Origin of the sequence: Tardiphaga sp. 20_F10_N6_6 (assembly GCF_052076045.1) — a bacterium.
Lineage (GTDB): Bacteria > Pseudomonadota > Alphaproteobacteria > Rhizobiales > Xanthobacteraceae > Tardiphaga > Tardiphaga robiniae.
The window spans coordinates 3901060-3927147 of the sequence record NZ_CP197239.1 but is presented as its reverse complement, the minus strand read 5'-3'; the positions used below and the strand labels follow the sequence as shown (position 1 = coordinate 3927147).

Annotated in this window: 27 protein-coding genes and 1 tRNA gene; 18 read left to right on the top strand and 10 right to left on the bottom strand. The window is 60.0% G+C overall.

Annotation, left to right across the window (positions count from 1 at the left end; all coding sequences use genetic code 11):
* Positions 1-15: 15 nt before the first annotated feature.
* The 10 genes from flaF to AB7813_RS18830 all read left to right on the top strand — a co-directional run bounded on the left by flaF (position 16) and on the right by AB7813_RS18830 (position 6255).
* Positions 16-363 carry a flagellar biosynthesis regulator FlaF gene (gene flaF / locus AB7813_RS18875; RefSeq protein ID WP_068729866.1) on the top strand — a complete coding sequence of 116 codons (348 nt, stop codon included), beginning with the start codon at positions 16-18 and terminating at the stop codon, positions 361-363.
* A gap of 8 nt (positions 364-371) precedes the next feature.
* Positions 372-779 (top strand): flagellar biosynthesis repressor FlbT, encoded by a 408-nt coding sequence (gene flbT / locus AB7813_RS18870; RefSeq protein WP_120288068.1) that lies wholly within the window; start codon positions 372-374, stop codon positions 777-779.
* 15 nt (positions 780-794) lie between these two features.
* Positions 795-1202: a flagellar hook assembly protein FlgD gene (flgD, locus tag AB7813_RS18865; protein ID WP_439060104.1), complete on the top strand. Its 408-nt coding sequence runs from the start codon at positions 795-797 to the stop codon at positions 1200-1202.
* A gap of 3 nt (positions 1203-1205) precedes the next feature.
* Positions 1206-1472: a flagellar biosynthesis protein FliQ gene (gene fliQ / locus AB7813_RS18860; RefSeq protein WP_089263448.1), complete on the top strand. Its 267-nt coding sequence runs from the start codon at positions 1206-1208 to the stop codon at positions 1470-1472.
* 75 nt (positions 1473-1547) lie between these two features.
* Positions 1548-3635 (top strand): flagellar biosynthesis protein FlhA, encoded by a 2088-nt coding sequence (gene flhA, locus AB7813_RS18855; protein ID WP_309941945.1) that lies wholly within the window; start codon positions 1548-1550, stop codon positions 3633-3635.
* Positions 3632-4378: a flagellar biosynthesis protein FliR gene (gene fliR / locus AB7813_RS18850; RefSeq protein ID WP_068729859.1), complete on the top strand. Its 747-nt coding sequence runs from the start codon at positions 3632-3634 to the stop codon at positions 4376-4378. The genes flhA and fliR overlap by 4 nt, the downstream gene beginning before the upstream one ends.
* 6 nt (positions 4379-4384) lie before the next feature.
* The gene (locus AB7813_RS18845; RefSeq protein ID WP_175369208.1) at positions 4385-4780 is read left to right on the top strand and encodes a hypothetical protein; all 396 of its coding nucleotides are present in this window, start codon (positions 4385-4387) and stop codon (positions 4778-4780) included.
* 36 nt (positions 4781-4816) lie between these two features.
* Positions 4817-5281: a rod-binding protein gene (locus AB7813_RS18840; protein ID WP_175369207.1), complete on the top strand. Its 465-nt coding sequence runs from the start codon at positions 4817-4819 to the stop codon at positions 5279-5281.
* Positions 5282-5314: 33 nt separating this feature from the next.
* On the top strand, positions 5315-5806 hold the full coding sequence (locus AB7813_RS18835; RefSeq protein WP_231078766.1) for a hypothetical protein: 492 nt from the start codon (positions 5315-5317) through the stop codon (positions 5804-5806).
* Entirely contained in the window at positions 5803-6255 is a 453-nt protein-coding gene (locus tag AB7813_RS18830) for a hypothetical protein (RefSeq protein WP_175369206.1), read from the top strand. Before AB7813_RS18835 ends, AB7813_RS18830 begins: the two co-directional genes overlap by 4 nt.
* Positions 6256-6424: 169 nt before the next feature.
* Here AB7813_RS18830 and AB7813_RS18825 read toward each other — a convergent pair whose 3' ends face one another.
* The 3 genes from AB7813_RS18825 to AB7813_RS18815 form a co-directional block, all read right to left on the bottom strand.
* Positions 6425-7138 carry a response regulator transcription factor gene (locus AB7813_RS18825; protein ID WP_175369205.1) on the bottom strand — a complete coding sequence of 238 codons (714 nt, stop codon included), beginning with the start codon at positions 7136-7138 and terminating at the stop codon, positions 6425-6427.
* 902 nt (positions 7139-8040) lie between these two features.
* On the bottom strand, positions 8041-8862 hold the full coding sequence (locus AB7813_RS18820) for a hypothetical protein (protein WP_441228257.1): 822 nt from the start codon (positions 8860-8862) through the stop codon (positions 8041-8043).
* Between the two features lie 534 nt (positions 8863-9396).
* Entirely contained in the window at positions 9397-10053 is a 657-nt protein-coding gene (locus AB7813_RS18815; RefSeq protein WP_147421587.1) for a hypothetical protein, read from the bottom strand.
* A 538-nt stretch (positions 10054-10591) separates the two neighbouring features.
* Here AB7813_RS18815 and AB7813_RS18810 point away from each other — a divergent pair.
* A complete protein-coding gene (locus AB7813_RS18810; RefSeq protein WP_439083853.1) occupies positions 10592-11632 on the top strand; it encodes a glycosyltransferase family 1 protein in 1041 nt (346 codons plus the stop codon).
* A 74-nt stretch (positions 11633-11706) separates the two neighbouring features.
* On the opposite strand, the gene AB7813_RS18805 is transcribed toward AB7813_RS18810, so the two are convergent.
* Positions 11707-11783: transfer RNA gene (locus AB7813_RS18805), tRNA-Arg, on the bottom strand.
* 271 nt (positions 11784-12054) lie between these two features.
* Here AB7813_RS18805 and AB7813_RS18800 point away from each other — a divergent pair.
* From AB7813_RS18800 to AB7813_RS18790, 3 genes are all read left to right on the top strand, one after another.
* A complete protein-coding gene (locus tag AB7813_RS18800; RefSeq protein ID WP_441228256.1) occupies positions 12055-12978 on the top strand; it encodes a class I SAM-dependent methyltransferase in 924 nt (307 codons plus the stop codon).
* A 185-nt stretch (positions 12979-13163) separates the two neighbouring features.
* Complete coding sequence (locus tag AB7813_RS18795) at positions 13164-14129, top strand: amidohydrolase family protein (protein WP_439065318.1); 966 nt, start codon at positions 13164-13166, stop codon at positions 14127-14129.
* Between the two features lie 112 nt (positions 14130-14241).
* The gene (locus AB7813_RS18790; protein WP_439060099.1) at positions 14242-15330 is read left to right on the top strand and encodes an acyltransferase family protein; all 1089 of its coding nucleotides are present in this window, start codon (positions 14242-14244) and stop codon (positions 15328-15330) included.
* An 8-nt stretch (positions 15331-15338) separates the two neighbouring features.
* Here the strand turns inward: AB7813_RS18790 and AB7813_RS18785 are convergent, their stop codons facing one another.
* The 5 genes from AB7813_RS18785 to AB7813_RS18765 form a co-directional block, all read right to left on the bottom strand.
* Positions 15339-15839, bottom strand: coding sequence for a hypothetical protein (locus tag AB7813_RS18785; RefSeq protein ID WP_309941971.1), 501 nt, complete (start codon positions 15837-15839; stop codon positions 15339-15341).
* Between the two features lie 46 nt (positions 15840-15885).
* Positions 15886-16062: a hypothetical protein gene (locus AB7813_RS18780; RefSeq protein ID WP_175369197.1), complete on the bottom strand. Its 177-nt coding sequence runs from the start codon at positions 16060-16062 to the stop codon at positions 15886-15888.
* A 208-nt stretch (positions 16063-16270) separates the two neighbouring features.
* Complete coding sequence (locus AB7813_RS18775; RefSeq protein WP_309941977.1) at positions 16271-17326, bottom strand: polysaccharide deacetylase family protein; 1056 nt, start codon at positions 17324-17326, stop codon at positions 16271-16273.
* 115 nt (positions 17327-17441) lie between these two features.
* On the bottom strand, positions 17442-17846 hold the full coding sequence (locus AB7813_RS18770; RefSeq protein ID WP_093757646.1) for a YccF domain-containing protein: 405 nt from the start codon (positions 17844-17846) through the stop codon (positions 17442-17444).
* Positions 17847-17940: 94 nt separating this feature from the next.
* Complete coding sequence (locus tag AB7813_RS18765; RefSeq protein WP_439060562.1) at positions 17941-19662, bottom strand: putative bifunctional diguanylate cyclase/phosphodiesterase; 1722 nt, start codon at positions 19660-19662, stop codon at positions 17941-17943.
* 612 nt (positions 19663-20274) lie between these two features.
* Here AB7813_RS18765 and ssuD point away from each other — a divergent pair.
* Genes ssuD through AB7813_RS18745 form a run of 4 tightly spaced genes read left to right on the top strand, consistent with a single transcriptional unit; the run spans position 20275 to position 23769 of the window.
* Positions 20275-21432 carry an FMNH2-dependent alkanesulfonate monooxygenase gene (ssuD, locus tag AB7813_RS18760; protein WP_068730429.1) on the top strand — a complete coding sequence of 386 codons (1158 nt, stop codon included), beginning with the start codon at positions 20275-20277 and terminating at the stop codon, positions 21430-21432.
* Between the two features lie 18 nt (positions 21433-21450).
* Positions 21451-22257, top strand: a complete 807-nt coding sequence (locus AB7813_RS18755) for an ABC transporter permease subunit (protein ID WP_439065317.1) — start codon at positions 21451-21453, stop codon at positions 22255-22257.
* A 32-nt stretch (positions 22258-22289) separates the two neighbouring features.
* A complete protein-coding gene (locus AB7813_RS18750) occupies positions 22290-23141 on the top strand; it encodes an ATP-binding cassette domain-containing protein (protein WP_439065932.1) in 852 nt (283 codons plus the stop codon).
* A 25-nt stretch (positions 23142-23166) separates the two neighbouring features.
* Positions 23167-23769, top strand: a complete 603-nt coding sequence (locus tag AB7813_RS18745; protein ID WP_439065316.1) for a flavin reductase family protein — start codon at positions 23167-23169, stop codon at positions 23767-23769.
* Between the two features lie 83 nt (positions 23770-23852).
* On the opposite strand, the gene AB7813_RS18740 is transcribed toward AB7813_RS18745, so the two are convergent.
* Positions 23853-26078: a CHASE2 domain-containing protein gene (locus AB7813_RS18740; RefSeq protein ID WP_439083855.1), complete on the bottom strand. Its 2226-nt coding sequence runs from the start codon at positions 26076-26078 to the stop codon at positions 23853-23855.
* Positions 26079-26088 lie beyond the last annotated feature (10 nt).

Here is a 26088-nt window from a genome sequence, read left to right as displayed (position 1 = left end):
AGGTTATCGATTGAAATGACATTGGCAGGTTACGACGCGGAAATCGAGGATAGCGGCCGCGAGGCGCGATCCAGGGAACAACAAGCGCTCAATCACGGAATTAAACTACTTCAGAAAATCCAGAGCGGAGCGCTTGCTTCATCCGAAGAAACTGATGCCCTACTCTATATTCGTAATCTCTGGACCTTCTTCATACAAGATCTGTCGAATCCGCGAAACGGCCTGCCGGAGCAGTTGCGAGCGCAACTGATTTCGATTGGTCTCTGGGTCATCAAGGAAGCCGAGCGCCTCCGGGAAGGGCAGTTGTCGGACGTGAGCGATCTCGTTGCGATCAATATCGTCATCCGGGATTCGCTGGCATGAAGAAGCCAATGTGCATATCGCTGCGATCGGGCGAGAAAATCTATATTAACGGCGCAGTTTTGCGGGTCGACCGCAAGGTGACACTGGAGCTGATCAACGACGTGACTTTCCTGCTAGAAAGCCAGGTCATGCAGGTCGCCGATGCGACAACGCCGCTTAGGCAGCTCTATTTCGTCGTGCAACTGATGTTGATGAGCCCGAGCGATATCGAACAGGCGCGTGCGGTCTTTGGACATCAGCGCTGCGCGATCTACGCGGCGGCCGATAACAAGGAATTGTTGCAGGGCCTCGATGCGATCGAGGAGCTCGTCGAGGCTAAACGTTATTACGAGGCGTTGCGGAAGATCCGGGCTCTGTTCGAAGTCGAACAGGCGATCCTGAGCGGCGCCGACATGCTGCTGCCGGTCGTGGCCTAACCCAGGGAGAGCGAGATGATCGTCAACGGCGTAGATACCGCGAAATCCACCACAAGTACGACGACGTCGACGTCGTCGACCAACATGATCGACTACAACGGCTTCCTGCAGCTTCTGATCGCGCAGATGCGCAACCAGGATCCCACCAATCCGACCGATTCAACCGAATATATGAGCCAGCTTGCACAGCTGTCGTCCGTCGAGCAGGCGGTTCAGACCAATGCAAAGCTCGATACGCTGCTGTCGACCAGCGCGATTACCCAGGCAGAAGGGTTGATCGGCCGCACCGCTTCGTTCACGGATGAAAGCGGAACGAGCACGACCGGCAAGATCAAGGAAGTCTATATCATCCAGGGCGGTGCAGTTGCGACGCTCGAAAACGGTACGAAGGTCCAGCTCGGGCCCGGCATTACCATTAGCTGAGCCATGAACGAGCGCGACGCCCTCGATATCGCCCAACAGGCGATCTGGACCATCATCGTTGCCGCCGGCCCGGCGGTTGGTTCCGCGATGTTCGTCGGCATCGTCATTGCCCTCCTGCAGGCGCTGACTCAGGTACAGGAAATGACGCTGACCTTCATCCCCAAGATCGTGGTGATGTTAATCGTGGTCGCCGTCACCGGCTCCTTCATGGGAGCCCACATCTTTGCCTTCACCGAAGTGCTCTACGGCCGGATCGAACGCGGCTTCTAGCCGCCACCGTCTTCACCATCTTCACGCAAGGTCGGCGCTGCACAGTGCGGCCATGATATTCGCGCGAGACTTGCCATGGCCGACGTAATGATTTCAGCCCTGCCGGCCGAACGGCGGGCCGGCACGGACGTCGCCTTTGCATTCGGCATCGTCACCATTCTGGTGATGCTGGTGCTGCCGGTTCCGACGATCCTGATCGACCTCGGCCTGGCCTTCTCGATCGCGTTGTCCGCGCTGATCCTGATGGTGTCGCTGTGGATTCAGCGGCCACTGGATTTCTCGGCATTTCCCACCGTGCTGCTGATCGCCACCATCCTGCGATTGGCGCTGAACGTGGCGACCACGCGCGTGATCCTGTCGCATGGCGGTGAGGGAGAGCACGCCGCCGGCTATGTTGTCGCCGGTTTCGCCAAATTCGTGATGGGTGGCGACTTCGTCATCGGCCTCATTATCTTTGCGATTCTCGTCACCGTGAATTTCGTGGTGATCACCAAAGGTGCGACGCGTATCGCCGAAGTCGGCGCCCGATTTTCGCTTGACGCCATTCCCGGCAAGCAGATGGCGATCGACGCCGACCTGTCGGCTGGTCTGATCGATGACAAGGAAGCGCAGCGTCGGCGCCACGAGCTGGAGGAAGAGAGCTCGTTCTTCGGCGCCATGGACGGTGCCTCGAAATTCGTGCGCGGCGACGCGATTGCCGGCCTGATTATCACCGCCATCAACATCTTTGGCGGCATCATCATCGGCGTCACTCATCATGGCATGGAGCTGTCACGCGCCGCTGATGTTTTTACCAAACTCTCGGTCGGTGACGGCCTGGTCTCGCAGATCCCCGCACTGATTGTGTCGCTCTCGGCCGGTCTGCTCGTCTCCAAGGGCGGTACCCGCGGCTCTGCCGAGCAGATGGTGCTGAAGCAGCTCGGAAAGTATCCGCGCGCCCAGTCAGTTGCCGCGATGATGATGTTCGCGCTCGGTCTGCTGCCCGGACTTCCATTCCTGCCCTTCGCGCTGCTTGGCAGCGCCATGGCCTTCATGAGCTTTACGCTGCCGCGCCAGCAGGCCGCCCGCGCGAAGGTGGAGCAGGCGCGCATCGCGCAGGTTCAGGAAAAAGCGCAGATCGAGAACAGGGATTCCGTCAAGGAATTGCTCAAGACCTCCGATGTCGAGCTCTGCGTCGGTAGCCAGCTTGCGATTCAGATGCTGAATGCCCATGGCGAACTGGCGCACCGCGTGGCCAAGGTTCGGCGGCGTTTCGCTGCCCAATATGGCTTCGTCATTCCCGAGATCAAGCTGACCGATGACCTCTCCATCGGGCCGAAGTCATATCGTATCAAGATCTACGGCACCGTCGTGGCCCATCACGAACTACGTATCGGCGAGTCCCTCGTGTTGTTTGACGGCGATCGGAAGCCCGATGTTCCGGGCGACGAGACGATCGAACCCGCTTTCGGCATGAAGGCGATGTGGGTTCCGGAGACGTTTATTGATGAAGTCAAACAGGACGGATTCAAGATCGCTGACAATATCTCGGTGCTGCTCACGCATCTCAGCGAGGTCGTCCGCAACAATCTGGCCCAGCTCCTTACCTATAAGGACACCCGGGCACTGATCGATCGGCTCGATCCCGAATACAAGCGGCTGATAGAGGATATGGTGCCATCGCAGATTTCCTATTCCGGGCTGCAGGCGGTGTTCAAGCTACTGCTCGCCGAGCGGATCTCGATCCGCAATCTGCATCTCATTCTGGAAGCCATCGCCGAGATCGCGCCGCATGTGCGTCGTTCCGAGCATGTGGCCGAGCATGTGCGGATGCGCATTGCGCAGCAGATCTGCGGTGATTTCGCCGACAACGGCGTGCTCAAGGTGCTCCGCCTCGGTAATCGCTGGGACCTCGCCTTCCATCAGAGCATCAAGCGCGACGGCAAGGGTGAGATCGTGGAATTCGACGCCGATCCGCGGCTGGTCGAGCAATTTGCGGATGACGTGTCGGTTGCGGTCCGTAAGGCGGCGGCCAATGGCGACACTGCGGTGCTGGTCGCGCCGCCTGACGTCCGTCCTTATGTTCGCATGATCACCGAGCGCATGTTCCCCACGCTGCCGGTGCTGTCGCATGTGGAAATCGCGCGGGGGGCCGAGGTGATGTCGCTCGGAGCTGTATCTTGATCGCAAGCAGCTCGGTCTCCATCCTGGCCACGTTCCTGATCTTTTGCCGCATCGGGACTTGCATGATGGTGGCGCCGGGCTATTCCCGCGTCAATATCCCGACGCAGATCCGGTTGTTCCTCGCTATCAGCGTCACTCTGATGCTCACGCCCCTGCTGGAGTCCACGGTTCGCCCGGCTGTGGAAGCGGCGACGGCGCCGGATCTCCTCCGCCTGATCATGTCCGAGCTGATGGTGGGCCTGGTCATTGGACTCACTGCACGCATGTTCTTCGCTGCGCTGGAAACGATGGCCACATTCGTCGCGTCGGGGATCGGTCTGACCCTCCCTGGTGTCGCCGACGATGGCGAGCATGTGCCGGCGCTGGTGCCGCTGATCACGCTGACTGCGACGGTGGTCTTCTTTGTAACCGACCAGCATTGGGAATTGTTGCGCGGCCTAGTCGGGTCCTATCAGATCTGGTTGCCGGCAACCGGGATCAGCGCCGAGGGCGGGCTAACGCAACTCGTAGATCATCTCTCCATGGCCTTTACGCTGGCGCTCCGGGTCGCCAGTCCCTTCGTTATCTATGCTGTCATCGTCAATTTCGCGGTCGGTCTCGCCAATAAACTGACGCCAAGCATTCCCGTCTACTTTATCTCGATTCCATTTGTACTCACTGGCGGTCTACTGCTGCTCTATCTCACGGGCCGCGAAATGGTGCTGCAATTCAGCATCGCCTTCGCGTCCTGGCTGTCCGGGTGACGAGCCATGCAGAAGCGCGACCGCAAGATCCGCCGTATCGCCGCCGTGCAGGCCAGGCTGCATCGGATTGCCGAGTGGCAGCTGATGGAATGCCAGGCACGAGAAAACCAGCTCGAGGAAAAGCAGCGCGTCATTCTCGAAGGTTTCAATGACGAGAGCAAACTTCCGGACCTCGCCGTGCAGACGGCGAGCCAGAGTTTGCGCGCCGCGAGCATCGAACAAGGCGTCGTGGCCAAGGCCAAGGAAAGACTGGCGGTGCATGCACGCGATGAAGGCCGCAAGCTGAAGCATGCGCTGAAAATGGTGAAGTCGGCGGTCGGACGCACGGTTCGGGCCGACGAAAAGCGGGTTCTGGACGACGAAATCGACAAGGCCGTGCGGCGCTCGATCGAGGGAGGATAGGCCGATGAAAGCTCTCACAACTATGCAGGGCGTGACATGACAGTCGCCCCGGTATCGAACGATCTAATTGCGGATGTCATGAAGGCGGCGGATCCGGCCGCTCAACGTGTCGCGGCAACGAGGCTCGAGCGTATGGCGCCGGCGGGCGATGCGAACTTCGCATCTGCGGTCGCCGACGAGTTTGCCGCAGGGCAGGCCGCCCAGAGCGCGAAGTCTGCCCCCGTCAGCGGCGGAGAGATAGTGTCAACGCCGATCATCCGGAAGGCTGAGGGAAGCAACCCGGTTTACCGCAAGTTCGAAGCCTTCGTGCTGCAGATGTTCGTGGAAACGATGCTGCCGAAGGATGCGGAGGACGTATTCGGCAAGGGTACCGCCGGCAATGTCTGGCGTTCGATGCTCGCCGAGCAGATCGGCAATGAAATGGCCAAGGGCAACGGCGTCGGCATCGCCAAGCAACTGGCCAAATCGCGCCCGACATCGGCTCCAACTTCCGAAGGCTAACGGCCGAATCCGGCCATGACAGTAGAGATCGACATGGAACAGATCGAACAGCAGACCTCAGTCATCCCCGTCGAGGCGCAGGCTCTGGCCTTGCCTGAGACCGACCTTCCTGAATCGGCTGTGCAGGAGGCCCCCATTTTCGGCGAGGGGGACGATACGCCTGGCCAATGGCTCGGCACCCAAAGTAGCGCGCTGACCGCGATTGATCGGTTGAAAGCAACCATCGACGAAGAGACGGAGAAGCTTGAGGTTCGCGCCGTAGTGGATTTCGACGGCTTCAGCCAGCGCAAGAACCGTGGTCTGCTCGAGCTGACTCGCGCGATGCGGCTGACTCAGGACATCAAGAACGATCCGCGTGTCGCGCCGCAACTCACACTGTTGCGCGCCAGCCTGATTCGTAATCAAGCGGCGTTACAGATCCATCTCGATGCGGTGCGTGAGGTCTCGGCCATCATCGCGCGTTCGATCCAGGAGGTTGAATCGGACGGCACCTATTCCCTGGCGATCGCAGGCAAGCGCAAATGATGAAGCTGCTGATCACGGGCATTTGGGCCTGCCTCGTCACTGTGGGTACCAGTTTCGGGATCTCCTACTGGAAGGAGACTGCGGCCGCATTGCCCGCGAAGCAGGACCAACCTGAAGGTCTGGTTTATGAAAAGGTCAAGGTGATCAATGTGCCGATGATCGCTGACGGCAGCGTTCAGGGCTATATCGTCACCCAACTCGTCTTCACCGCTAACGCCAAAGTCCTGCGTCAGCTGCCGGTGCCGCCGGAGCCGTTCGTCGTCGATGAAGCATTCCGTATGATCTATGGCGACCAGAAGCTCGATTTCAAGAATCTCGGTCGTTACGACCTCACACAATTCGCACAGACGGTGCGCGCGCAGGTCAACAAGCGTCTGCAGACGGACGCGCTGCAGGAAGTCCTGGTGCAGGATTTCAACTATGTGTCGAAGGATCAGATTCGCCGCTGAGACTACAGCGAGTGGTCATCGCTGTGGTACGGTGATACTCGATGATCTAGCGTGGTGGATGTGTGGTACTTCGTGTTGCGCGAGAAGCTCTGTGTCTTGCACAGCAGTTCGAGGAGGCGGTGGACGCCAACGCCGTAGTCGGCGTCCTCTTGCGCGTAAGGCGTGAGCCTTAGTTCGCCTTTGAAATAGGCGCTTCGTGAGCGGGACGAGACTTCAGATCGTCCAGCCGGTAACCCATATAACGCTTCGATTCGATCGGGTCGAAGCCGAGATGATCGCGTAGCTTCTTGCGCAGCTTGCTCACATGGCTTTCGATCACATTCTCATCGAAGCTGGCATCGAACAGACCGTAGATGGCGTTGAAGAGCTGGGTCTTCGTCAGCCATTTGCCCTGATGCCCGACCAGGTGTTCGAGAATGCGTAGTTCGCGTCGTGGCAGAATCAAAGTGCGACCGGCAACCTCCGGGTCGCGGCCATCGAGAAAGACACGAATTACGCTCGTTTGTGCCGGTTCATGCTGATCGATGGTGCGGCGGCGAATAACTGCCGTTCGTGCCATGATCTCGCGGACGTGGACCGGTGCGTGAACGACGTCATCGACGCCAGCTTCGAATAACTCAATGGTCTGCTTGAGGTGCTTCAGGCTGTTGAGCGCAATAATCGGCGCCCGTGACCTGTTGCGGATACTGGATGGGATGCTCGTCCGATCCGGACAATCGCCCAGCAGAAAGGCCCGAATGACAGTTAAATCATTACCAACGGCACATTCCAGCCAATCGCGAAAGTCTGTAGAAGTGAAGCCAATCGATACAACCCCTTCGCGATCAAACCCGGCCGCATAGCCTTGTGTGACGCCCTCTCGGTCATCGATTACAACAAACATTTTAATCCCCTGCGTGTTCGCCTTGATATCGTTATGGGGTCGAATTAGGCGCACTCGCCCCATTTTTGTCTTGAAGACGCAACACAACAGTTACTTGAGCGGATGGATGGGCCTTTGAGCGATTCGTTGACTTGCAAATGGGAGGCCCGGTCGCTTTTTACGGGATACCCAATGCTGTGATGCGGTCAGCTCACATTCTCCGGCTTGCATTCATCCGTAGTTTCAGAGAGCTCCCTCTCGCTATGTGAACACGACATGACATCTCATGGTCGTGCACGGTCGGTGGCAGAACCGAACCAACGCTAATGTCAAAACGGGGGAGGTGGCCGATCGCGTGCCGTATCGTCGATATCTGGCGCTTTGATCGGCTGAACTTGCCCGAGTTGTCACACACGCGAATCGGCATACTGGTCATCAAGATGATACCGCATCATCAAGTAGTCGAGGTGCACAAATTTGCAAAGAGTCGTGCATGCAAACCATGCAGTTGAAGCAAACTAACAAGTGGATAATTCATGAAGGGCGACGATTTAGTCGGCCTCTTTTTGCATCGAACTATCTCACAGCGTGTCGTCACAGATGCAATCGCCACTTCACCGGTTTGAACCAGTGCAGTACCACACGGCAAAACGCATTGATTGTCGTGCGCGGGCATATGGAGCGAGAGTCTGTTCGTCATGTGCGGGGCAGCAACATGCGATTGCGTGGGTCCGATATCAGTCGGCATCGGCCAATACTGATATCCGCTCTCAAGAGCGTGCCATATAGGGCGCTCGGATCGCTCGATACGAATCCGAAGTTGCCGATCTTGTCGGCGTCGTCCTTGGTAGTCATCCAGCGTGTCACGAGCATCCTGCCTGTGCGTGGCCGTTAGTATCGATCAGTCAGATCGAGGCATCAATTCAGCGACCTGAAAGGATGACGCCTCTGCTGGTCAGAACCTGCCAGCGGTTGTTTTCGTTCTTGATTTCCTGGATCCGCCCGAGAGCAGGGACATCCTGCCCCGGCACGACCTCAATCACGCCGGTCTTCCCCTCGAGCACTGCGACGCCATCATAGGCGCGGCGCACGTGCCAGCCGGGAATAACTTCGCGTGACGTATTTGCTGGCCGTTGCGCCTGAGGCTGCACCGTGCCGGTGATATCGGCAGTATTCGTCAGCGTGGCTGCGACCTGTACCGCTTGCGCTTTCTCATCGGCAATGCGTGCAAATTTCGCAGCCAGAGCGGTTTGTTCGCGGTCGGCGCGATCTTGTGCGCGGCTCGCCTGTTCGGCGGCCTGCGTACGGGCAGCTTCAGCGGCAGCGCGACTGCTCGCCACATCGCCGGTCATCTCCGCAACTTGCCGTCGTAGCTGCGCGACGGAATCGCGAATGCTGCGAAGATCCGCATCAGATACGGCTGAAGATGTCATCGGCCGCAGGAGCAGATAGGCAATCGCGCCAGCGGAAACGAGCGTTGACAGGCCGACGACCATCGCCAGGGAGAAGAATGGAGCTTTCCATGCCGGCGATTGTAACGGTCTTGCGACAATACGGGCGGGCGGCACAGTGAAGCGCACCTTTGCCTTGATCGGCTCTTCGCGGGTGGAAATGCGAGCGCGTTGCATATTCGCCCGCGCTTCGCTGGCCAGAAGCTCGTCGATCGCAGCGGCAGCAGCGATATGAGGTTTTGGCGTGGAGTGTGAATTCGGTGATTGCTCACGAAACAGGCTGCCGTTTTCCACAGCGGTCGACTGTGAATCCGACGGTTTCTTGGACATCGTCATGCTGATCTTTGCATTGGTCATGACTGTCTGCAGTGGCAATCAAATCGTAAGAGCGGCGTAACAAGCGAAGCTTGCGCGAAGCCGTCGAGATAGATGTGTGCGCAAACGATCAACCGACGGTCGATCTTCATCGCACGACGATGCAGATTGTTCGAACGATGATGGGGTGCCGTCCGCACCGATATGTCGTGCACAAGAGCGCATAGGAGTTGTGTAGTTATCGGTGTGGTCTTCGTGTGGTCGCGAGATGCTAGCCGCCCATCTCACGATCGTCACGGGGTGGCGATTTGATCGAATAATGGAGAATGGCGCACGCACGATCAATGAGATGCGCGACAATCAAATTAAAGTCGACCCAAAGAATATTGAAATTGATTCGTAAAAATATAGATGAGTCGAGCTGCCTCACTCCAAAGTCTATCAGATCAAATCGGTAAATCCGCGCATTGAGTTAAATGCCGTAAATCTTGATAATAGATCGATAGGGGCTATTCATCGGTTGATGAAGTGGCGTTTTAAGAAACCGACACTATTGCCGTGGCCATGGATATCGATCTCAAAAGCCTTCGCGATTACGTGAAATTGTTGAAAGCCGAACGGCAGGATTCGCCGATCGGCAAGATCAAATCTGGCGCGACTGAAATTATTCGAAAGAACCTTCGGGAACTGGAACGGATGCACCGTGAAGACGGCGCGACGTGGACCGAGATTGCTGCGGGCCTTGCTGCGCAGGGCGTTACCCAGGGTGATGGTCAGCCCATCACCGGCCGTCGCCTCACAGCTCTGATGCATAATATCAGGGTGCAGGAAGAACGGAGTCTCGCCCGGGGAAAGGCGCTTGGTGATGCGCCTGATCAGGAGCCGCCCGAGCCACAAGGCACTGCCGACTGAGTCACGTTGCGAATTGTCAAATTCGATCCATTCAAAACGAGTCCCTTGTTGACGACCTTCTGTCACCAAGGTCGTTGGAGTGGATCGATTTGAAAGAGGACCGGCATGGTGCTCCCGCCGCATTGCGGCATGGGCTCTGCCTTTGGCATTCGCTCGACATTGATTGTCTTGTTGGCGCCTGTCCTTCAGCTCCGACAGTTCGGTTATCTGACGTGCCGACGCTCGGCCTTGTCCACCCTGATATGCGATCAGCTTCATGACCAACCAGGTATGGATCCAGTCCGCCGCGCGCTCAGGATGTCATGCTTCATCATGTCCTGTAGAGGATGTGGCTGCAGCGCGTGGTGCACCCAGTTGAAGACATGGAATATGGGTGGTGGCGCGGGGGTCGCTCATCGACTGATCCTGCCGCGTCAGCGGTCGCGGTGCGGAAAGCGAAAATTGGAATGCCCGCCGACCTTCAACAGGTTGAGCAGCGGTCCCCGCCGAGTGTTGTAGATACTGCAGCCGGTGCAGCAAGCGGATGAAGGGTGTCGGATCGCAGGCGGCTTTGGGAGAGGCTAAAAGGCGCCTTGAGGCCAGCTCGCCAAAAACGCTTGCAGACGGGCATGTTGCAGCCTTCTTCGCCCTCGTCAGACGCGCTTTTTTGTTGCATTCATGTCGTGTCGCGCATCAATCCGTGATGGTGATACCCGTTCTATTGCAACTCCCGTGATCTGGCCTCGTCTGTTAAGGAATTCCATCGGTGAGTGCGACGGCAGAAAGCCCAAATAGGACCAGACCGAGAATCCTCGAATTGGGCTCCTGGCACTACTGCAAGGATATCTATCCCGAAGAGACGGATGTGCTTTGGACGGGGGAACGTCCGATCCCTCGCGGGCGAGCGGCGAAAGGCTTTGCCGACTGCACGCCCTGGCGATTCATCAAAGCGATGCGTGAGGCGCGACGCGGGAAATACAACCTGATCATCGTCTATATGCCACTACGCCCGGCGTGGCATCCGCGCTACTGGCTACGCGCTTTCTTCCGGCAGCCGCTTCGCCCGCTCTCCGCGATGACAAGAGTGTTCGGCGTCTCCTGGCTACGATTCGTGAAGCCTCCCGTGCCGATCGCCGTTCTGGATATGAACGACGCCTTCATCGTCGGCTCGCATAACTTTTTTCTGCTCGACAAGGCTACCGCGGCTTTTAAACGCGAGCTTCCCGTCGATCGGTGGCACATTCTCTGCCACTCGGCCCATCCGGCACTTCCGACGCGGCGCATACGGCGCAATCGGCGCTGGAACGAACGTCTGGCGAAGATCCGCCCCATTTCGCTTCCTGCAACAAGGGTCGATACCGATAGCGAACCTCCGGAAAAGACATCTGACGTGTTTTTCGTTGGCGAGGTTGCGGAAAATTCGTGGGTGCGCCGTGTCGGTCTTTCAGAACTCGAGGCGTTGAGAAGCAAGGGTCTCAAGGTCGATATTCCGCATGAGAGGCTACCGCATGACGAGTTCCTGCGGCGGCTTTCCAGCGCATGGCTGGCCTGGTCGCCGTCGGGCTATAGCTGGGAGTGCTATCGAACCGCCGAGGCGGCGCAATGCCTGACGGTGCCGGTTCTCAACTATCCGACGGTCGAGCGTCACGCGCCCGTTCGAGAACACGAGCATGTTCTGTTGTACGACGTAACCCCGGGCAGTCTGTCGGCCGTGATCGAGCGCGGACTGAGCGACAAGCCGCATCTGCGCCAGATGGCACTGGATCTGCGCGAGCATGTTCGCAAATATCATCTGCAGGACGCGATGGTCGATTATGTCATCGACGAGACGCTGCGTGCTGATGGTCGAACGGCTTAACGGAGGCAAAGCTCTGAGGCGCAATCCGTTGGGCTTGACCCCGCAAAGGCCGCCTAGCGCGGCGCGGCAAGATCTGGCGCACCCGACACGATTCGAACGTGTGACCTTTGCCTTCGGAGGGCAACGCTCTATCCAGCTGAGCTACGGGTGCTTGAGCGTCCATTTAGCCGATTGGCCGGGCGGCGGCAACGGCTGGCCGGGGCCGGATTCGGCGAAAATGGCTCGGTTGGAGTGCGCGTGCCCTCTTTCGGGCGACGGTCGCACGTTCGGATCGGGGCGGGATGCGCAGAAGCGCTCGCGCCGCGGGTGTGTGGGGTATTTCGAGGGGGCGAGGGGACCAGGTTGCGCCCCCCGTGATTGTCCCGGAACCTCGTCCATTTGCTCAATCACGCTGTGTTTGGCAGCGGGACGTCCGATCGTGAATGCTGAACCTAGAACAGGAGCCGAGTGACATAACTCCGGCTACCCAGGCGCCGTTCTGCGAACCGACCCAGGCGCCGGCCGTTCCCATGTCGAACATTGGAGGATGTCCTATGAATCCCAACCAGGCTCTTTGGGAGAAAGGTGATTTCACCCGTATCGCTGAGACGATGCGTGCCAGCGGCGAAGCGCTTGTCGCGTCGATAGGGATCACGCGCGGAAGTGATGTGCTCGATCTTGGATGCGGAGATGGCACGACAGCGCTTCCAGCAGCAAAAGCCGGGGCAAATGTCACGGGCGTCGATATTGCACGCAATCTGGTGGAGGCTGGCAACAGGCGCGCGATGGCGGAAGGGCTTACGTGTCGTTTTCAGGAAGGCGATGCGTCGAATCTGAAAGATATCAAGGACGACAGTTTCGATCTCGTTGTCAGCATCTTTGGCGCGATGTTCGCGCCCCGGCCATCGGATGTTGCCAGGGAAATGGTTCGCGTCACGCGGCCGGGCGGCCGGATTGTGATGGGAAACTGGATCCCGAACGATCCCACTCTGGTGGCGCAGATTCTCAAGATCAGCTCATCCTACTCGCCTCCTCCGCCGGAAGGGTTCGTAAGTCCCATGACCTGGGGGCTCGAGGACAATGTTGTCGAGCGCTTCACCTCGGCCGGCATTCCGAAGCCAAATATCTCATTCGCTCGTGACTCCTACGAATTCAACTTTGCCGGACCGCCGGCAAAGTTCGTCGACCAGTTCAAGGCATATTACGGCCCGACCATGAATGCCTTCGATGCGGCTGAAAAAGACGGTCGCGCCGACACCTTGAAGGGCGAGCTTGTAAAGCTCTTCGAGAGCCAGAACAGAAGCTCCGATCCTTCGACGACATCGGTGAAGGCGACGTTCCTGCGCGTGACCGTCCGCAAACCGTGACATGACTGCGAGCGAGCTGCTGCACAGCCAATTTGGCATCGGGCTGTGCAGCAGGAGCGCGATCCCCGTCGTCTTCGCTTTGCAGCATGTGGAAGCACACTTGACATGGATCGCGAAACGATCACGTTGGCCTCAATCAAGTGAACGCCGGCCCAAAATGGCGTCACGACATCAGGGAGGAACCAATGTTCACAAGACGCGGTGTTCTGCTCTCTTCAATCGCGGGAGCGGTCGTGCTCAGCAATAGATTTGCGGTTGGCAAGGCCGCGCAGCCGGCGACGCCGGTGAATTTCCAGGTGCCTGCAGACGCCTGCGACTGTCACACTCATATTCATGGCGATCCCGAAAAATTCCCGTTTTTTGCAGGCCGCGTCTACACGCCGGAACTGGCGTCGCCGGAGGAAATGGCGGCGCTGCACAAGGCACTCGGCGTCAAGCGCGTGGTGATCGTCACGCCCAGCATCTACGGTACTGATAATTCGGCGACCCTGTTCGGCATGAAGGCGCGCGGCAGCGACGCGCGCGGCGTTGCTGTCATCGATGACAAGACACCGGAGAGCGAGCTCGACGCCATGACGGCCGCGGGCATTCGCGGCATGCGGATCAATCTTGCGACCAGCGGCGTGAGCGACCCCGCCATCGGCAAGCAGCGTCTGCTGGCTGCGATCGAGCGCATGAAGACGCGCGGCTGGCACATCCAGATGTTCACCAATCTGCCATTGGTATCTGCGATCAAGGAGGTTGTTGCCAGTGCGCCGATGCCGCTGGTATTCGATCATTTCGGCGGCGCGGAAGCCAAGCTCGGGCTGGATCAGCCGGGCTTTGCGGACCTGCTCGACCTCGTCAAAGCCGGCAAGGCCTATGTGAAGATTTCCGGCGCCTACCGCGCTTCGACGCAAGGGCCGGATTACCCGGACGTCGCACCGCTGGCGAAGGCGCTGATCGCGGCCAATCCGGAGCGGATCATCTGGGGCACCGACTGGCCGCATCCGGATTCGGTGACACCGCCCGGCAAGAAGCCGACGGACGTCACGCCGCTCCATCAGATCGACGATGGCCGCCTGCTGAACCAGCTCGCGATGTGGGCGCCCGACGCCGCCATTCGCAAGACAATCCTGGTCGACAACCCGGCGCGGCTTTACGGCTTCTGACCGCTGGCGTCACCTCGCCGCCTTCTTTGTCCCGCAAGAGTTCCGGATCGGCGGAACTCTCGTCTCTGCCAGAGGTTTGCCCCCGACCGCGACGGGCGGTCGAGGGAGCCCCATGCTGTCAAATCTGCAGGTGTTGCGCGGCGTAGCTGCCCTTGGTGTGGTGTTCTTCCACACCGGCTACAAGTTCGCGGGCGATTGGCACACCGAATTCTTCGGGGTCTCCACCTTCTTCGTCATCTCCGGCTTCATCATGTGTTTCATCACCCGGAAGGGTGATGACGATTTTCTCGCTAAGCGCCTGGAGCGGATCGCACCGCTCTATTGGCTGTGCACAGCCGTGCTTCTTGTCGTGATGTTCGGATCTGCGCTGCTTGAGGCAGAGACATGGGCAAAGCCGTTGGATGGCCGTTCGTCCGAGCCGCTCTGGGCCTATGTCGGCCGTAGCCTGATGTTCGCGCCGATCGGTGACAAATATCCGATCCTGAATGTCGGTTGGTCGCTGAACTACGAGGTGTATTTTTATCTGATCTTCGCAGCCGCGCTTGTGATCAGCCGCCGTCTGGCGCCGCTGATCGTTGTCGGATGCCTGGTGGCGTTGAACTATGCCGCGGCCGCCGTCTGCATGGCGGCTGCCTGCCACTATCTGTCCTTCGACTATACGAAGTTCTTCATCGCCGGGATCGCGATCTTCTATGCGTTGCAGGTTTTTGCTCCCGCTGCACCACAACGCTCCATTGTCTGGATCGGCGCCGCACTCGTCACACTCTGCTATGGGTCCCAATTCGTGGGACCGCTATGGGCAAACAGCGTCACGCCGTCGGTCTATATGGCGCTCGCCGCAGCCGCGCCGGTCGTGATTGTCGCCAGTGCGCTGTTTGTCGAATATGCCGGCGGTGCCATAACCTGGCAGCCGCTTATTCTGATCGGCAATGCGTCCTACGCCATCTATCTCACGCATCCGATCGTTTTCGACGTCATGAAAACAGGTAATGAGCGATGGCTTCAGCTGCCGACGCCCGAAGCATCGACAATGATGATGCTGTGTTATGTCGCCATAGCCGGCGGCGCGGGCATCATCGTGCATCTCACAATTGAAAACCCACTGCTTCGCGTGATCAGGCGCAGGCGGCAACCGGGCATCAAAACACTCGTGTCAGGCAGTGGGCTTGATGCTGTGGGTCGACAGCATCAAGCCGCATAGGTTCTGCCTCAGCTCCGGATCATATTGATCGAGACGTCGCGGATCTGACCCTTGGAGCTGATCGAGACCAGCTGCTTGTTGCCCTTGGTCGTCAGCGTCAGGTTGGCGGCGAAGCCGGCGGCCTCGACGAAGACATCGATCTGGCCACCGCCGGCGCTGCCCTGCAGATTGCCGAAGATATTGCGGCTGGCTTCGCCCCAGGTGCCGGTCACCTGATTACCCTGGCTCTTCACATCGCTGCTGAGTTCGAACTTGTAGCTGTCGCTGGCGCAGCGGAGGGACTGTTTCAGCGCGGTACCGCCGACGACGTTGTAGGTGGCGCGGCAGCGAATTTGTTCGGAGGAGCCATCCGACAGCGACACGGTGCCGCTGCCGCTCCACGATCCGTCAAAGCCGGCAAAAGGGCTCGCCGACTGGGCATGGCTCGCCGTCGCCGACAGCATCAGGATTGCGCCGACAGTGGCGGCCTTGAGGGTGTGTCCGATCAGATGTGCGCTGAATGAGGTCATGGTGATGGCTTTCTGTGTCTGGGGATATCGGAGGGGAGGGGTGCGATCAGGCGCGACGCGTGAGCGTCAGATAGGCGAATTTCGCGGTCGCCGTATCAGGGGCAATCTGCGCGCCGTTGTAGGAAAAGGTGCCGATACCCGGCAGGTCGTTCATCGCGGTGCCAGAGAATGACGGACCGGCAAAGGCGAACGAGAAGGCAAGGATGAAACCGATGATGCGCATGTGACTGTCCCTGTTGGGCGGCGCTGTGTGCCGCTTCGTTGGACAGATGGATAACCATGCCCGGTTTCGGGCGGTCTGCGTCGGTGCGGAAAATGGTTTCGTCCGGGGATCGTTTTGTTTCGCCGCGGGCCTCGCCACGAAACACAAAAAGGCCGGGGCAGCGGTGCCGCCCCGGCCTCGATTGGGTTCAACCCGAGTGGATCAGGTGCTAGTCGACCGTCTGGATCACGTTGGAAATCGGGCGCGCATTGCTGGTTTTCACCGGCTGCAGCTCGGCGGCGATGGCGGCGTCGTAGCTTGCGATCGTCGGCAGCGTGTCCTTGGCGCGGATATGCACGACCTTGTAGCCGCCGGCCTTGAGCTGAGCGAGCAAGTCCGGCACCGCGGCGGCGGACCACTTGTGCAGGTCATGCATCAGGATGATGCCTTTGCCCTTCTTCTTCAGCTTTTCCATCACCGAGGCAACCAGCTTGCCGGCATTGTGGATGCGGAAGTCCTCGGAATCGATGTCGATGGAGAAGGCGGCGATGTTGCGCTCGGCGAGATAGGCCTTGAGCTCCGCATTCTGGCGCAATTGCGGGAAACGGAAGAAGGGCGACAGCGGCTGCCCGGCCATCAGGGTGATGGCGCTGATGCCGCGCTCGATCTCGTCCTTGGCTTCCTGTGGGGTCTTGCTGGCCAGATTCTGGTGCGACCAGGTATGGGTGCCAACCGAATGGCCGGCCGCGATCACCTGCTTCAACACTGCGGGATGCCAGGTGGCATGTTTGCCGATCGGGAAGAACACGGCCTGCACGCATTGCGCGCTGAGCGCAGCCAGCACGGCAGGCGTGGTCACCGGCCACGGGCCGTCGTCGAAGGTCAGCACGACTTCGCCGGGCTGCAGGAAGTCATAGTCGCGATATTGCGACATGCCGAGGCCGGGGCCGCCGGTGGTGTCGATCTGCACGGTGCGTGACACGCCGAGCGCGTTCGGATTGTTGCAGACGGGCTTGGCGATGGCCGGGCGCTTTTCCACCGCGGGAGCCACGGGCATGGCAGCCGGTGCGGCTGCGACAGCCTGCACGCGCGGCGCCGGCTCGGCCGGTGCGGTCGAATTCGACTTCGGCACGCGCGTGTCGATCGAGGCGGTGGTGAGCTCGCCTTTATCGGCTTTCGCACTGGTCTGAGCGCCGGCGGGCCCGAAGAAATGCCAGGCGCCAGCGCCCGCGGCGACAACCGCCGTGAAAGAACCTGCAACGATCAAAAAAGGAAGTTTACGCATAATCACTCCGGCGCCCGAGGCCCACCTCGTTTCACCATTGAGCGAAATAGTTAATCACGCGTATGCGCGGCGCAGTCTCAACGAGAAAATTTGAATTCGTTCAACGCAATGCGCGTTAGGCCGGTACGATGACCTTGCCGATCGGCCAGAGTGCGATGCCGGCGAGCTTCAGATGTGCCCAGGCAAAGGGGATGCCGACGATGGTAATCGCCAGGGCCAGCGCCGCCAGGAGATGGCCGATCGCCAGCCACCAGCCTGCCAGCACCAGCCAGATGATGTTGCCGAGGAGGCCGAAAACGCCGGTGCCAATGTCGCCGCGGCCGGTGACGGCCTCGCGGTCAACGGCGCGCTGGCCGAACGGCAGCAGCGTATAGGCGGCGATATTGAAGGCGGCGCGGGCCCAGGGCAGGCCGATGATGGTGATGGCCATCACAACGGCCGCGATTAGCCAGCCGACTGCCATTCCCAATCCGCCGAACACGATCCAGAGGATATTCAGAAACAGCGGGACGACGGGCATGGGGGCTCTCTGGTGATGCGTAGCGCGCGGTTTTCAGTCCCTTAACAGATGGGATGTGGTTACGGGATGACAATGACGGGGAGAGGGCGGTGCCTCAATAACCCCGGCCGCCGGAGCGGGAATAGGCGGGGCGGGCATCTGCTGCCGGACGAGCCGATGATGCACCGCGCAGGTCGCTACTGGTGCGTGCCTGTGGCTGCAGTTCTTCCAGAAAAATCGGCTTGGAGAAATAATAGCCCTGCGCATAGCGGATCTTGGTCGCGGCCTGAAGATAGGCCAGTTCTTCGAAGGTCTCGACGCCTTCGGCGATCACGGTCATGCCCAGCGCCTCGCTGAGCGACTCGATGGCGCGGAGAATGCCTTGGCTGCGCGGGCGCTTGTGGATGTCCGTAATGAAGGATCGGTCGATCTTGATTTCGTCGGCGGTGATATCCGCCAGCGCCGACAACGACGAATAGCCGACGCCGAAATCGTCGATGGAGATACCGACGCCAAGCGCGCGGAACATCGGCAGGATGTCGTCCTGGAAATGCGTCTTGGCGACGAATGCGTCTTCGGTCACTTCGACCATGAAGCGCGTCGGGCAGCCGGTCTCCTCGATCGCCCTGGCAAAGGTGCGCATGAATTCCGGATTGCCAGCCTGTTTGGCGGCGACGTTGATGCTGATACTGGCGGTGGCGCCGAAGGTCTCGTCGATCAGGTCGATCGACTTCATGATCTCGGCGAGCACCAGATGGGTGAGCTCATCAATCAGGCCGAGTTCGACCGCCAGATTGATGAAGGTGCTGGGCGCCTGGATCACGCCATCGTCGTTACGCAAGCGCACCAGGGCCTCGATACCCTTGATCTCCTGGCTGCGGATATCGACCTTCGGCTGAAACGCGCAGCAGAACCGCTTGTCGAGAATCGCCAGCCGCAATGACTGTTCGGTGGCCATGCGGGTCAGCGCCTCGCTCTCCATGCTGGAGTCGAAGAACACCGCAGCGCCCTTGGTCTCATTCTTCACGCGATACATCGCGATATCGGCGTTCTGATGCAGCGCGTCATAGTTGCGGCCGTGTTCGGGATAGAGGCTGACACCGATCGATGCAGAGGCGAATACTTCGGAGCCGTCGATGAAAAACGGAGCGCGCAGCCGCTGCACCAGCAGCTCCAGATATTCGGCGACCTCCTGCTGGCTCTGGATCGGGTTCAGCAGCAGCAGGAATTCGTCACCGGAAATCCGCGACAGCATGTCGGTGCCGCGCAGGTCGAGCGCCAGTCGCTTGGCGAACTGCACCAGCAGCGCATCACCGACGCTGTGACCGTAATAGTCGTTGATGTGCTTGAAATTGTCGATGTCGAGGAAGGCCAGCGCGAAATGTGATGTCTCGCCGGAATGGCCAATGATGTCGCCGACATGTTTCTCGATCACGCGCCGCGTCGGCAGATCGGTCAGCTCGTCGTAATAGGCGCGGCGAAACAGCTCTTCTTCCATCTCCTTCTGCCGGCTCACATCGGTGGCGCTGGACAGTATCACGCTGCGGTCACCGATACGCACCGGGCGATGCGTGGTCAGGAACACGCGCCGGTCGCGTTCGGAATTGACGCGTTCCTCGAACACCGCGGAGCGGCCGGACTGCAGCAGGTCGAGTGCAGTCTTGCGTCGATGCGTCAGTGCCTGCACCAGAAAATCCGACTGCGGATCGGGTCTGTTGAACTGGTCTGCCGATGCATTGAACTGGATTGCCGCGGCGTCATTTACCAGCAGAAAGTCGCCCTGATCGTCTTGCACAGTGACGGAGGCCGGCAGCATGCGTACGATCTCGCGCAGCATCTCCAATTCGCGTGCGGCATCGCTATCCACGAATCCGGTAGCAGCCTCGGTCGAAGAGGTTGCGGTCGGGCGGTCGCTGTCTATTGGAGAGGCCGACGAGCCTGGGGCGGATGCGTTCTGCATGGTGGCCGAGCCTCGCAAAACGCCTTGTCGATTTGGTTAAATCGGTTCGCAAAACGCGGGTAGTTGTGTAAATGCCGCACGATTTGGACCGGTAGCGGTGCTGACGTCATTAACAAAGCGTCAATGACGGCGGCGAAAGCGCCAGATTGCTCAATAAGGGCGTGCACGATCATTCTCATGACGAGCCTTTGAGAAAAACAATCTGAGTGGCACGCGCCGCGATCTCAGCATGAAATTCTCCACTCAGTCGCGCTGATCGCCGGTCGGGCTCTTGCATTCCGACCCACGCGGTTGTGATCGCTGCGGGATGCAGGATTGGTGGAGAAAAATGCGCTGCATATGCCCGGAAGTTTGAAAGGAACGCCTCGTCATTGATGTAAGTCACAGTGCGCGCGTCGCTATTTTCCCAGGCCACTCGACAGACTTATGTCATGACACCATCCTCTCGCGGTGCCGCAATGGTCGCCCGATGCGAGAGAGACGTCACCGATGAGCAATCCATCCAAAGCCAATGTTCTATGGTTCCTGCCGACCCACGGCGATGGACGCTATTTGGCATCGACCCATGGTGCGCGCGACATCGACTTCAAATATCTCCGTCAGATCGCGCAGGCCGCCGATCAGCTGGGCTATTTCGGCGTGCTGCTGCCTACGGGGCGCAGCTGCGAGGATTCATGGGTGGTCGCATCCGCTGTGGCCCCGTGGACCGAACAGCTTCGCTATCTCGTGGCCGTCCGGCCGGGCCTGCAATCGCCGAGCGTCGCCGCGCGCATGACCGCAACGCTGGACCGCGTCACCAACGGTCGCCTCCTGATCAATGTCGTGACCGGCGGCGATCCGGTCGAGAACAAGGGCGACGGCATTTTCCTGCCGCATGACGAGCGCTATGCCGTCACACGCGAATTCCTCAACGTCTATAACGACCTGCTGGCCGGCAAGACCGTCAATGTCCAGGGCAAGCATATCCAGATTGAAGACGGTCGCCTGATCTTCCCGCCGGTGCAGTCGCCGCGCCCACCGCTGTATTTCGGCGGCTCGTCGGATGCCGGCATCGATGTCGCGGTGGACACTGTCGACAAGTATCTCACCTGGGGCGAACCGCCCGCGCTGGTCGCCGAGAAGGTTGCGCGCGTCAAGGCTGCTGCCGAAAAGCGCGGCCGCAAGCTGTCTTTCGGCATCCGTCTTCATGTGGTCGTGCGCGAGACCAACGAGGCGGCCTGGAAGGCCGCCGACGAACTCATTCAATATGTCACCGACGACGTCATTGCCAACGCGCAGAAGACATTGGCGCGGCAGGACTCCGTCGGTCAGCAGCGCATGATGCAGCTGCATGGCGGTCGCCGCGACAAGCTCGAAATCAGCCCGAACCTCTGGGCCGGTGTTGGCCTCGTACGTGGTGGAGCCGGTACGGCGCTGGTTGGCGATGCGCAGACGGTGGCGGCGCGCATCAAGGAATATCAGGACGTCGGCGTCGATACATTCATCATGTCCGGCTATCCGCATCTCGAGGAGGCCTATCGCTTCGCCGAGCTCGTCTTTCCGCTGCTGTCGCTGCAACAGCACGACAACGTCACATCGCTACGCACGCGCACCGGCCCGGTCGGTGAAATCGTTGCCAATGAGCATCGCGCGCAGAGCGCCTCGTAATTCCGACAGGCACCCATCATGAGCATTGTTGAAATCCTTCCCCGCGTTCGCAGCTTTCGCCTGCCACGCATCGATGGCCTGACCCAATGGATCGTGCCACTGGTCATCCTGCTCATGTGGCAGGCCGCGTGCGTGACCGGCTACGTGCCGGCGCGGGTGATGCCGGCACCGACCGATGTTGCCTTGGCTGGCTGGAAGCTGTTGCTCTCGGGCGAACTCGCTCAGAATATCTGGGTGTCGTTCTGGCGTGCGTCCGTCGGTTTCCTAATCGGCGGCAGCATCGGCTTTGCCTTCGGTCTGGCCAACGGTCTGTCCCAGCTCAGCAGCAAGCTCACCGACACGACGCTGCAGATGGTGCGCAACGTGCCCCATCTGGCGCTGATCCCGCTGGTCATCCTGTGGTTCGGCATCGATGAGTCGGCCAAGCTGTTCCTGGTTGCGCTTGGCGTATTCTTCCCGATCTATCTCAACACGCTGCACGGCATTCGCACGGTCGATCCGCAGCTGATCGAGATGGGCCGCATCTACGGCATGCGCAACAGCGAACTGTTCCGCCGCGTGATCTTTCCGGGCGCGCTGCCATCGATCTTCGTCGGCGTGCGCTTTGCGCTCGGCATCATGTGGCTGACGCTGATCGTGGCCGAAACCATCGCGGCCTCGTCGGGCCTTGGCTACATGGCGATGCAGGCGCGTGAATTTATGCAGATCGACGTCGTGGTGCTCAGCATCCTGATCTATGCGCTGCTAGGTAAGGTCGCCGACAGCGCCTCGCGCGCGCTGGAACGACTGACATTGTCCTGGCACCCGGCTTTTCAGAAACATTGAGCGAAATTCGGAAGCGAGAATTTGAAATGACCGTGCAACAGTCTCTTCGCCTCAGCCATGCCGATGCTCAGGTCATCGATGCGCCCGTCGATTTCGAACAGGCCCGCGCCACGCAGGCGCGGCGTCCGTCCGAGCAGAAGTCCCGTGGACTGTCGCTGACCATTCGTGGTCTCCGCAAATCCTTCGGCAGCAATGAAGTGCTGCGCGGCGTCGATCTGCATATTCCTGCCGGCCAGTTCGTCGCCATTGTCGGCCAGAGCGGCTGCGGCAAGAGCACGCTGCTCCGCTTGATCGCAGGCCTCGACGAGCCGACTGCCGGTACGATCAGCTTTGGTGAGGAAACCCGCCCGGAGGACATCCGCGTGATGTTCCAGGAACCGCGCCTGCTGCCATGGGCCAGTGTGCTCTCGAATGTGGAAGTGGGCCTGGGGACCGACCGGACATCGGCCGATGCCAAGGCACGCGCTGAAAGTGCATTGACGGAAGTCGGCCTCGCCGAGAAGCGCGATCAATGGCCGTCCGTGTTGTCTGGCGGCCAGAAGCAGCGTGTCGCGTTGGCGCGGGCACTGGTCAGCCATCCGCGTGTGCTGGCGCTCGACGAGCCGCTCGGCGCACTCGATGCGCTGACGCGTATTTCGATGCAGCAGTTGCTCGGTCGCGTGTGGCATGATCAGACCTTCACCTCGATTCTCGTGACGCATGACGTGTCCGAGGCCGTGGCGCTGGCAGATCGCGTGCTTGTGATTGAAGACGGCCGCATCGCGCACGATATCAATGTCGATATCGCCCGGCCGCGGCAGCGCGGCTCGGCAGATCTTGCGGCGCTGGAAGGTTCGATCCTGCGCAATCTGCTCGGCCCGGGAGCCGACGCCACTGGCTTGTGAGACTATTGTGACCTGCGAGGCTGCCATGAATTCCGTCGTTCGTAACATCACCGTCGATCGCGAGATTTCCTCTGATCGCGGGGTCTCTTCGCAAGAATTCCGTGGCGCCATGCGAGTGCTGGCCGGCGGCGTCAGCGTGATCACCGTCGGGCGTGGCAAGGACATCACCGGCATGACGGTGACGTCGGTCTCGTCGCTGTCGGTCGATCCACCCACACTGATCGTCAGCGTCAACAGGGAGTCGTCGTCATGGCCGCTGCTGCAGCGCTACGGCACCTTCGGTGTCAACATTTTGTCGGCTGATCAGCTCGATGTGGCCGAGCGATTTTCGGGCAAGGGCGGATTGAAGGGCGCAGAACGTTTCGTTAGCGCGCAATGGGTTACCCGGGCAACCGGCGTGCCGCTGCTGGCCGGCAGCCTTGCCGCAATCGACTGCGACGTCGAGGAAGTCATCGAGCGCCACTCCCACGCCATCGTCATCGGCCGCGTCCGCGATGTCATCACCTCGGTCCCGCACACCGCGCTGACCTATTGGGACGGGCAATATGTGGCGATCGACCAGAACGAAGACAATCTGAAGCTCGCCGAAGTCAGCGTGCCCAGCATGCGGGCACTGCGCGAGATCTGATCCGTAGATTGTAGGGTCGGTTAGCGCAGCGTAACCCACCGCCCGCTGGCGCAATACGCTTTGCTATTGTGCCCTACGTGGGATTACTTCGTCAGCAATGCAAACGAGCCGTTCCAGTCCGCTGGTGGCGGGGTCTCCCGATAGGCGCGGATGCGCTTCTCATAGAGATCGTAGAGCTTCTCGAGCGCATTCGCGACATCGGAATTGCGGCCGCGCTCGACGGCGTACAATGCGCCGTCCCAGTCGCGACTACGATAGCAGGCGAGCATTTCGATGGTCAGGTTGCGCAGCGTCTGGAAGCGCTCCGAATGCGTTACGTCCTCACGTCCGGCGATGGCGTAGATCACTTCCGGTTCTTTCTTGCCCTTCACCATGATGAAGTCGAGTTCAAGAATGGCGAACTTGTCTTTGACGGCGAGCGCGGTCTTCGAGCCGACGATGATTGGGAAGCCGTATTCCTTGGACTGGCCTTCGAGGCGCGAAGCCAGATTGACGCTGTCGCCGAGCACCGAATAGTCGAAGCGCAAGTCCGATCCCATATTGCCGACGACGCAGATGCCGGTATTGAGGCCGATGCCGACGTTGATCGGGATATAGACGTGGCCGCCTTGCGTGGCCTCGTCTTCGCGCAGCTTGTTCAGGGCATCGATGCGATCCAGCATGTCGAGCGCGGCGTGGCAGGCATTGATCTGGTGCTGGTCGTCATCGAGCGGCGCGTTCCAGAACGCCATGACAGCGTCGCCCATATATTTGTCGATGGTGCCCTTGCGATCGAGGATCGCATTGGTCAGCGGCGTCAGGAAGCGGTTCATCAGCGTGGTCAGGCCGTGCGGATCGTGCTTGTAGGATTCCGAGATCGTGGTGAAGCCGCGCACATCGGAGAACATGATGGTCATCTCGCGCTCCTCGCCGCCGAGCACCAGCTTCTCCGGCGATTGCGCGAGCTGCGCGACCAGGGCTGGCGACAGATACTGGCTGAAGGCCGAACGGATGCGGCGGCGCTGCGCCTGCTCGCGCACGAAATTGCTGAAGATGAGCGTGAGATAGATCAGCGTGGTCGAAAGCAGCGGATAGGTGAAGTCGATCAGCAGACGGTGCTGCGTGTAGAAATACCAAGACGTGCCGGCGAGCAGTCCTGCGAATACTGCGCCCATGATGACCAGAGTAACCGGCCCGAACATCGGGGCCAGACAGATCACGATAATGCCGAGAATGATCGCAATGCACAGTTCGGCGCCACGCGTATAGGCGGGTTGCGACAGCACGGTCTTCGTGAGCGCACTCTCCAGCACCTGCGCATGAACCTCGACGCCGGGAATCACTGCGTCGAGCGGTGTCGTTTTGGTGTCGAGCAAGCCGACCGCCGAGGTGCCGATCAGCACCAGATGCCGTGCGATCATGCCGGGTTGCACCGTGCCATCGAGCACGTCGGACGCCGACACATAGATACTGGGATCGCGCTTGGCGAAATGCACCCAGATCCGTCCTTCGCTGTCGGTGGGAATCTCCAGACCCTTGACCGCAATGCTCTTGATGCCGGCGCGGTCGGATTTGATCAGGATCGTGTCGGTGCCGGTGACGGCGCGCAGCATCTCGAAGCTCAGCGACGGCATGACTATGCCTTGCGCCTGCATCATCACGGGCACGCGGCGCACGAGACCGTCGCGCTCCTGACTGATGGTGAACAGGCCGCGTCCCATGGCTGCCTTTTCCAGCAGGTCGATATTCCGGATCAGTCCGGGAAACGCCAACATGAATGGCTGTGGATCGCCGCCGAGCATGGCCAATCCCGTCAGGGGCAGAGACTTGTCGAGTTCCGAAACGACATAGGGCAGGCCGGACTCGCCAAGCACCACGCGCCCGCGCCGGATGGCGTCGGCCAGCACCTGATCGTTGCTGGGTAATGCTTTCAGCCGGATACGCGTTTCGTCATCGAGCCCTGTAAAACTCTCCGCCGCCAGCGCAGGATTCAGCCGGTCCGGTTCGGGGAATACGATGTCGAAGCCGGTCACGACGGCGCCGAGCTGGTTCAACCTGGTGACAAGTTCGGCGATACGCGTGCGCGGCCACGGCCACTGGCCATGTTTTGCGAGGCTCTTCTCGTCGATATCCACGATGGTAACGGGCTTCGCCGTCTTCACCCGTGGCTGGATCACTTGATAGGTATCGAAGACGCGCAGCCGCAATTCCTCGATGGCGGGCGGGTCAGCGATGCGTAGCAGCGCGAGGCCCAGCAGCAAGACAAGACAGAATGCACGTGCCCAACCGAACCGCCGCGCCAGCCGTATCACTCGCCGCATGCGCTTCATGGCTGGCGGG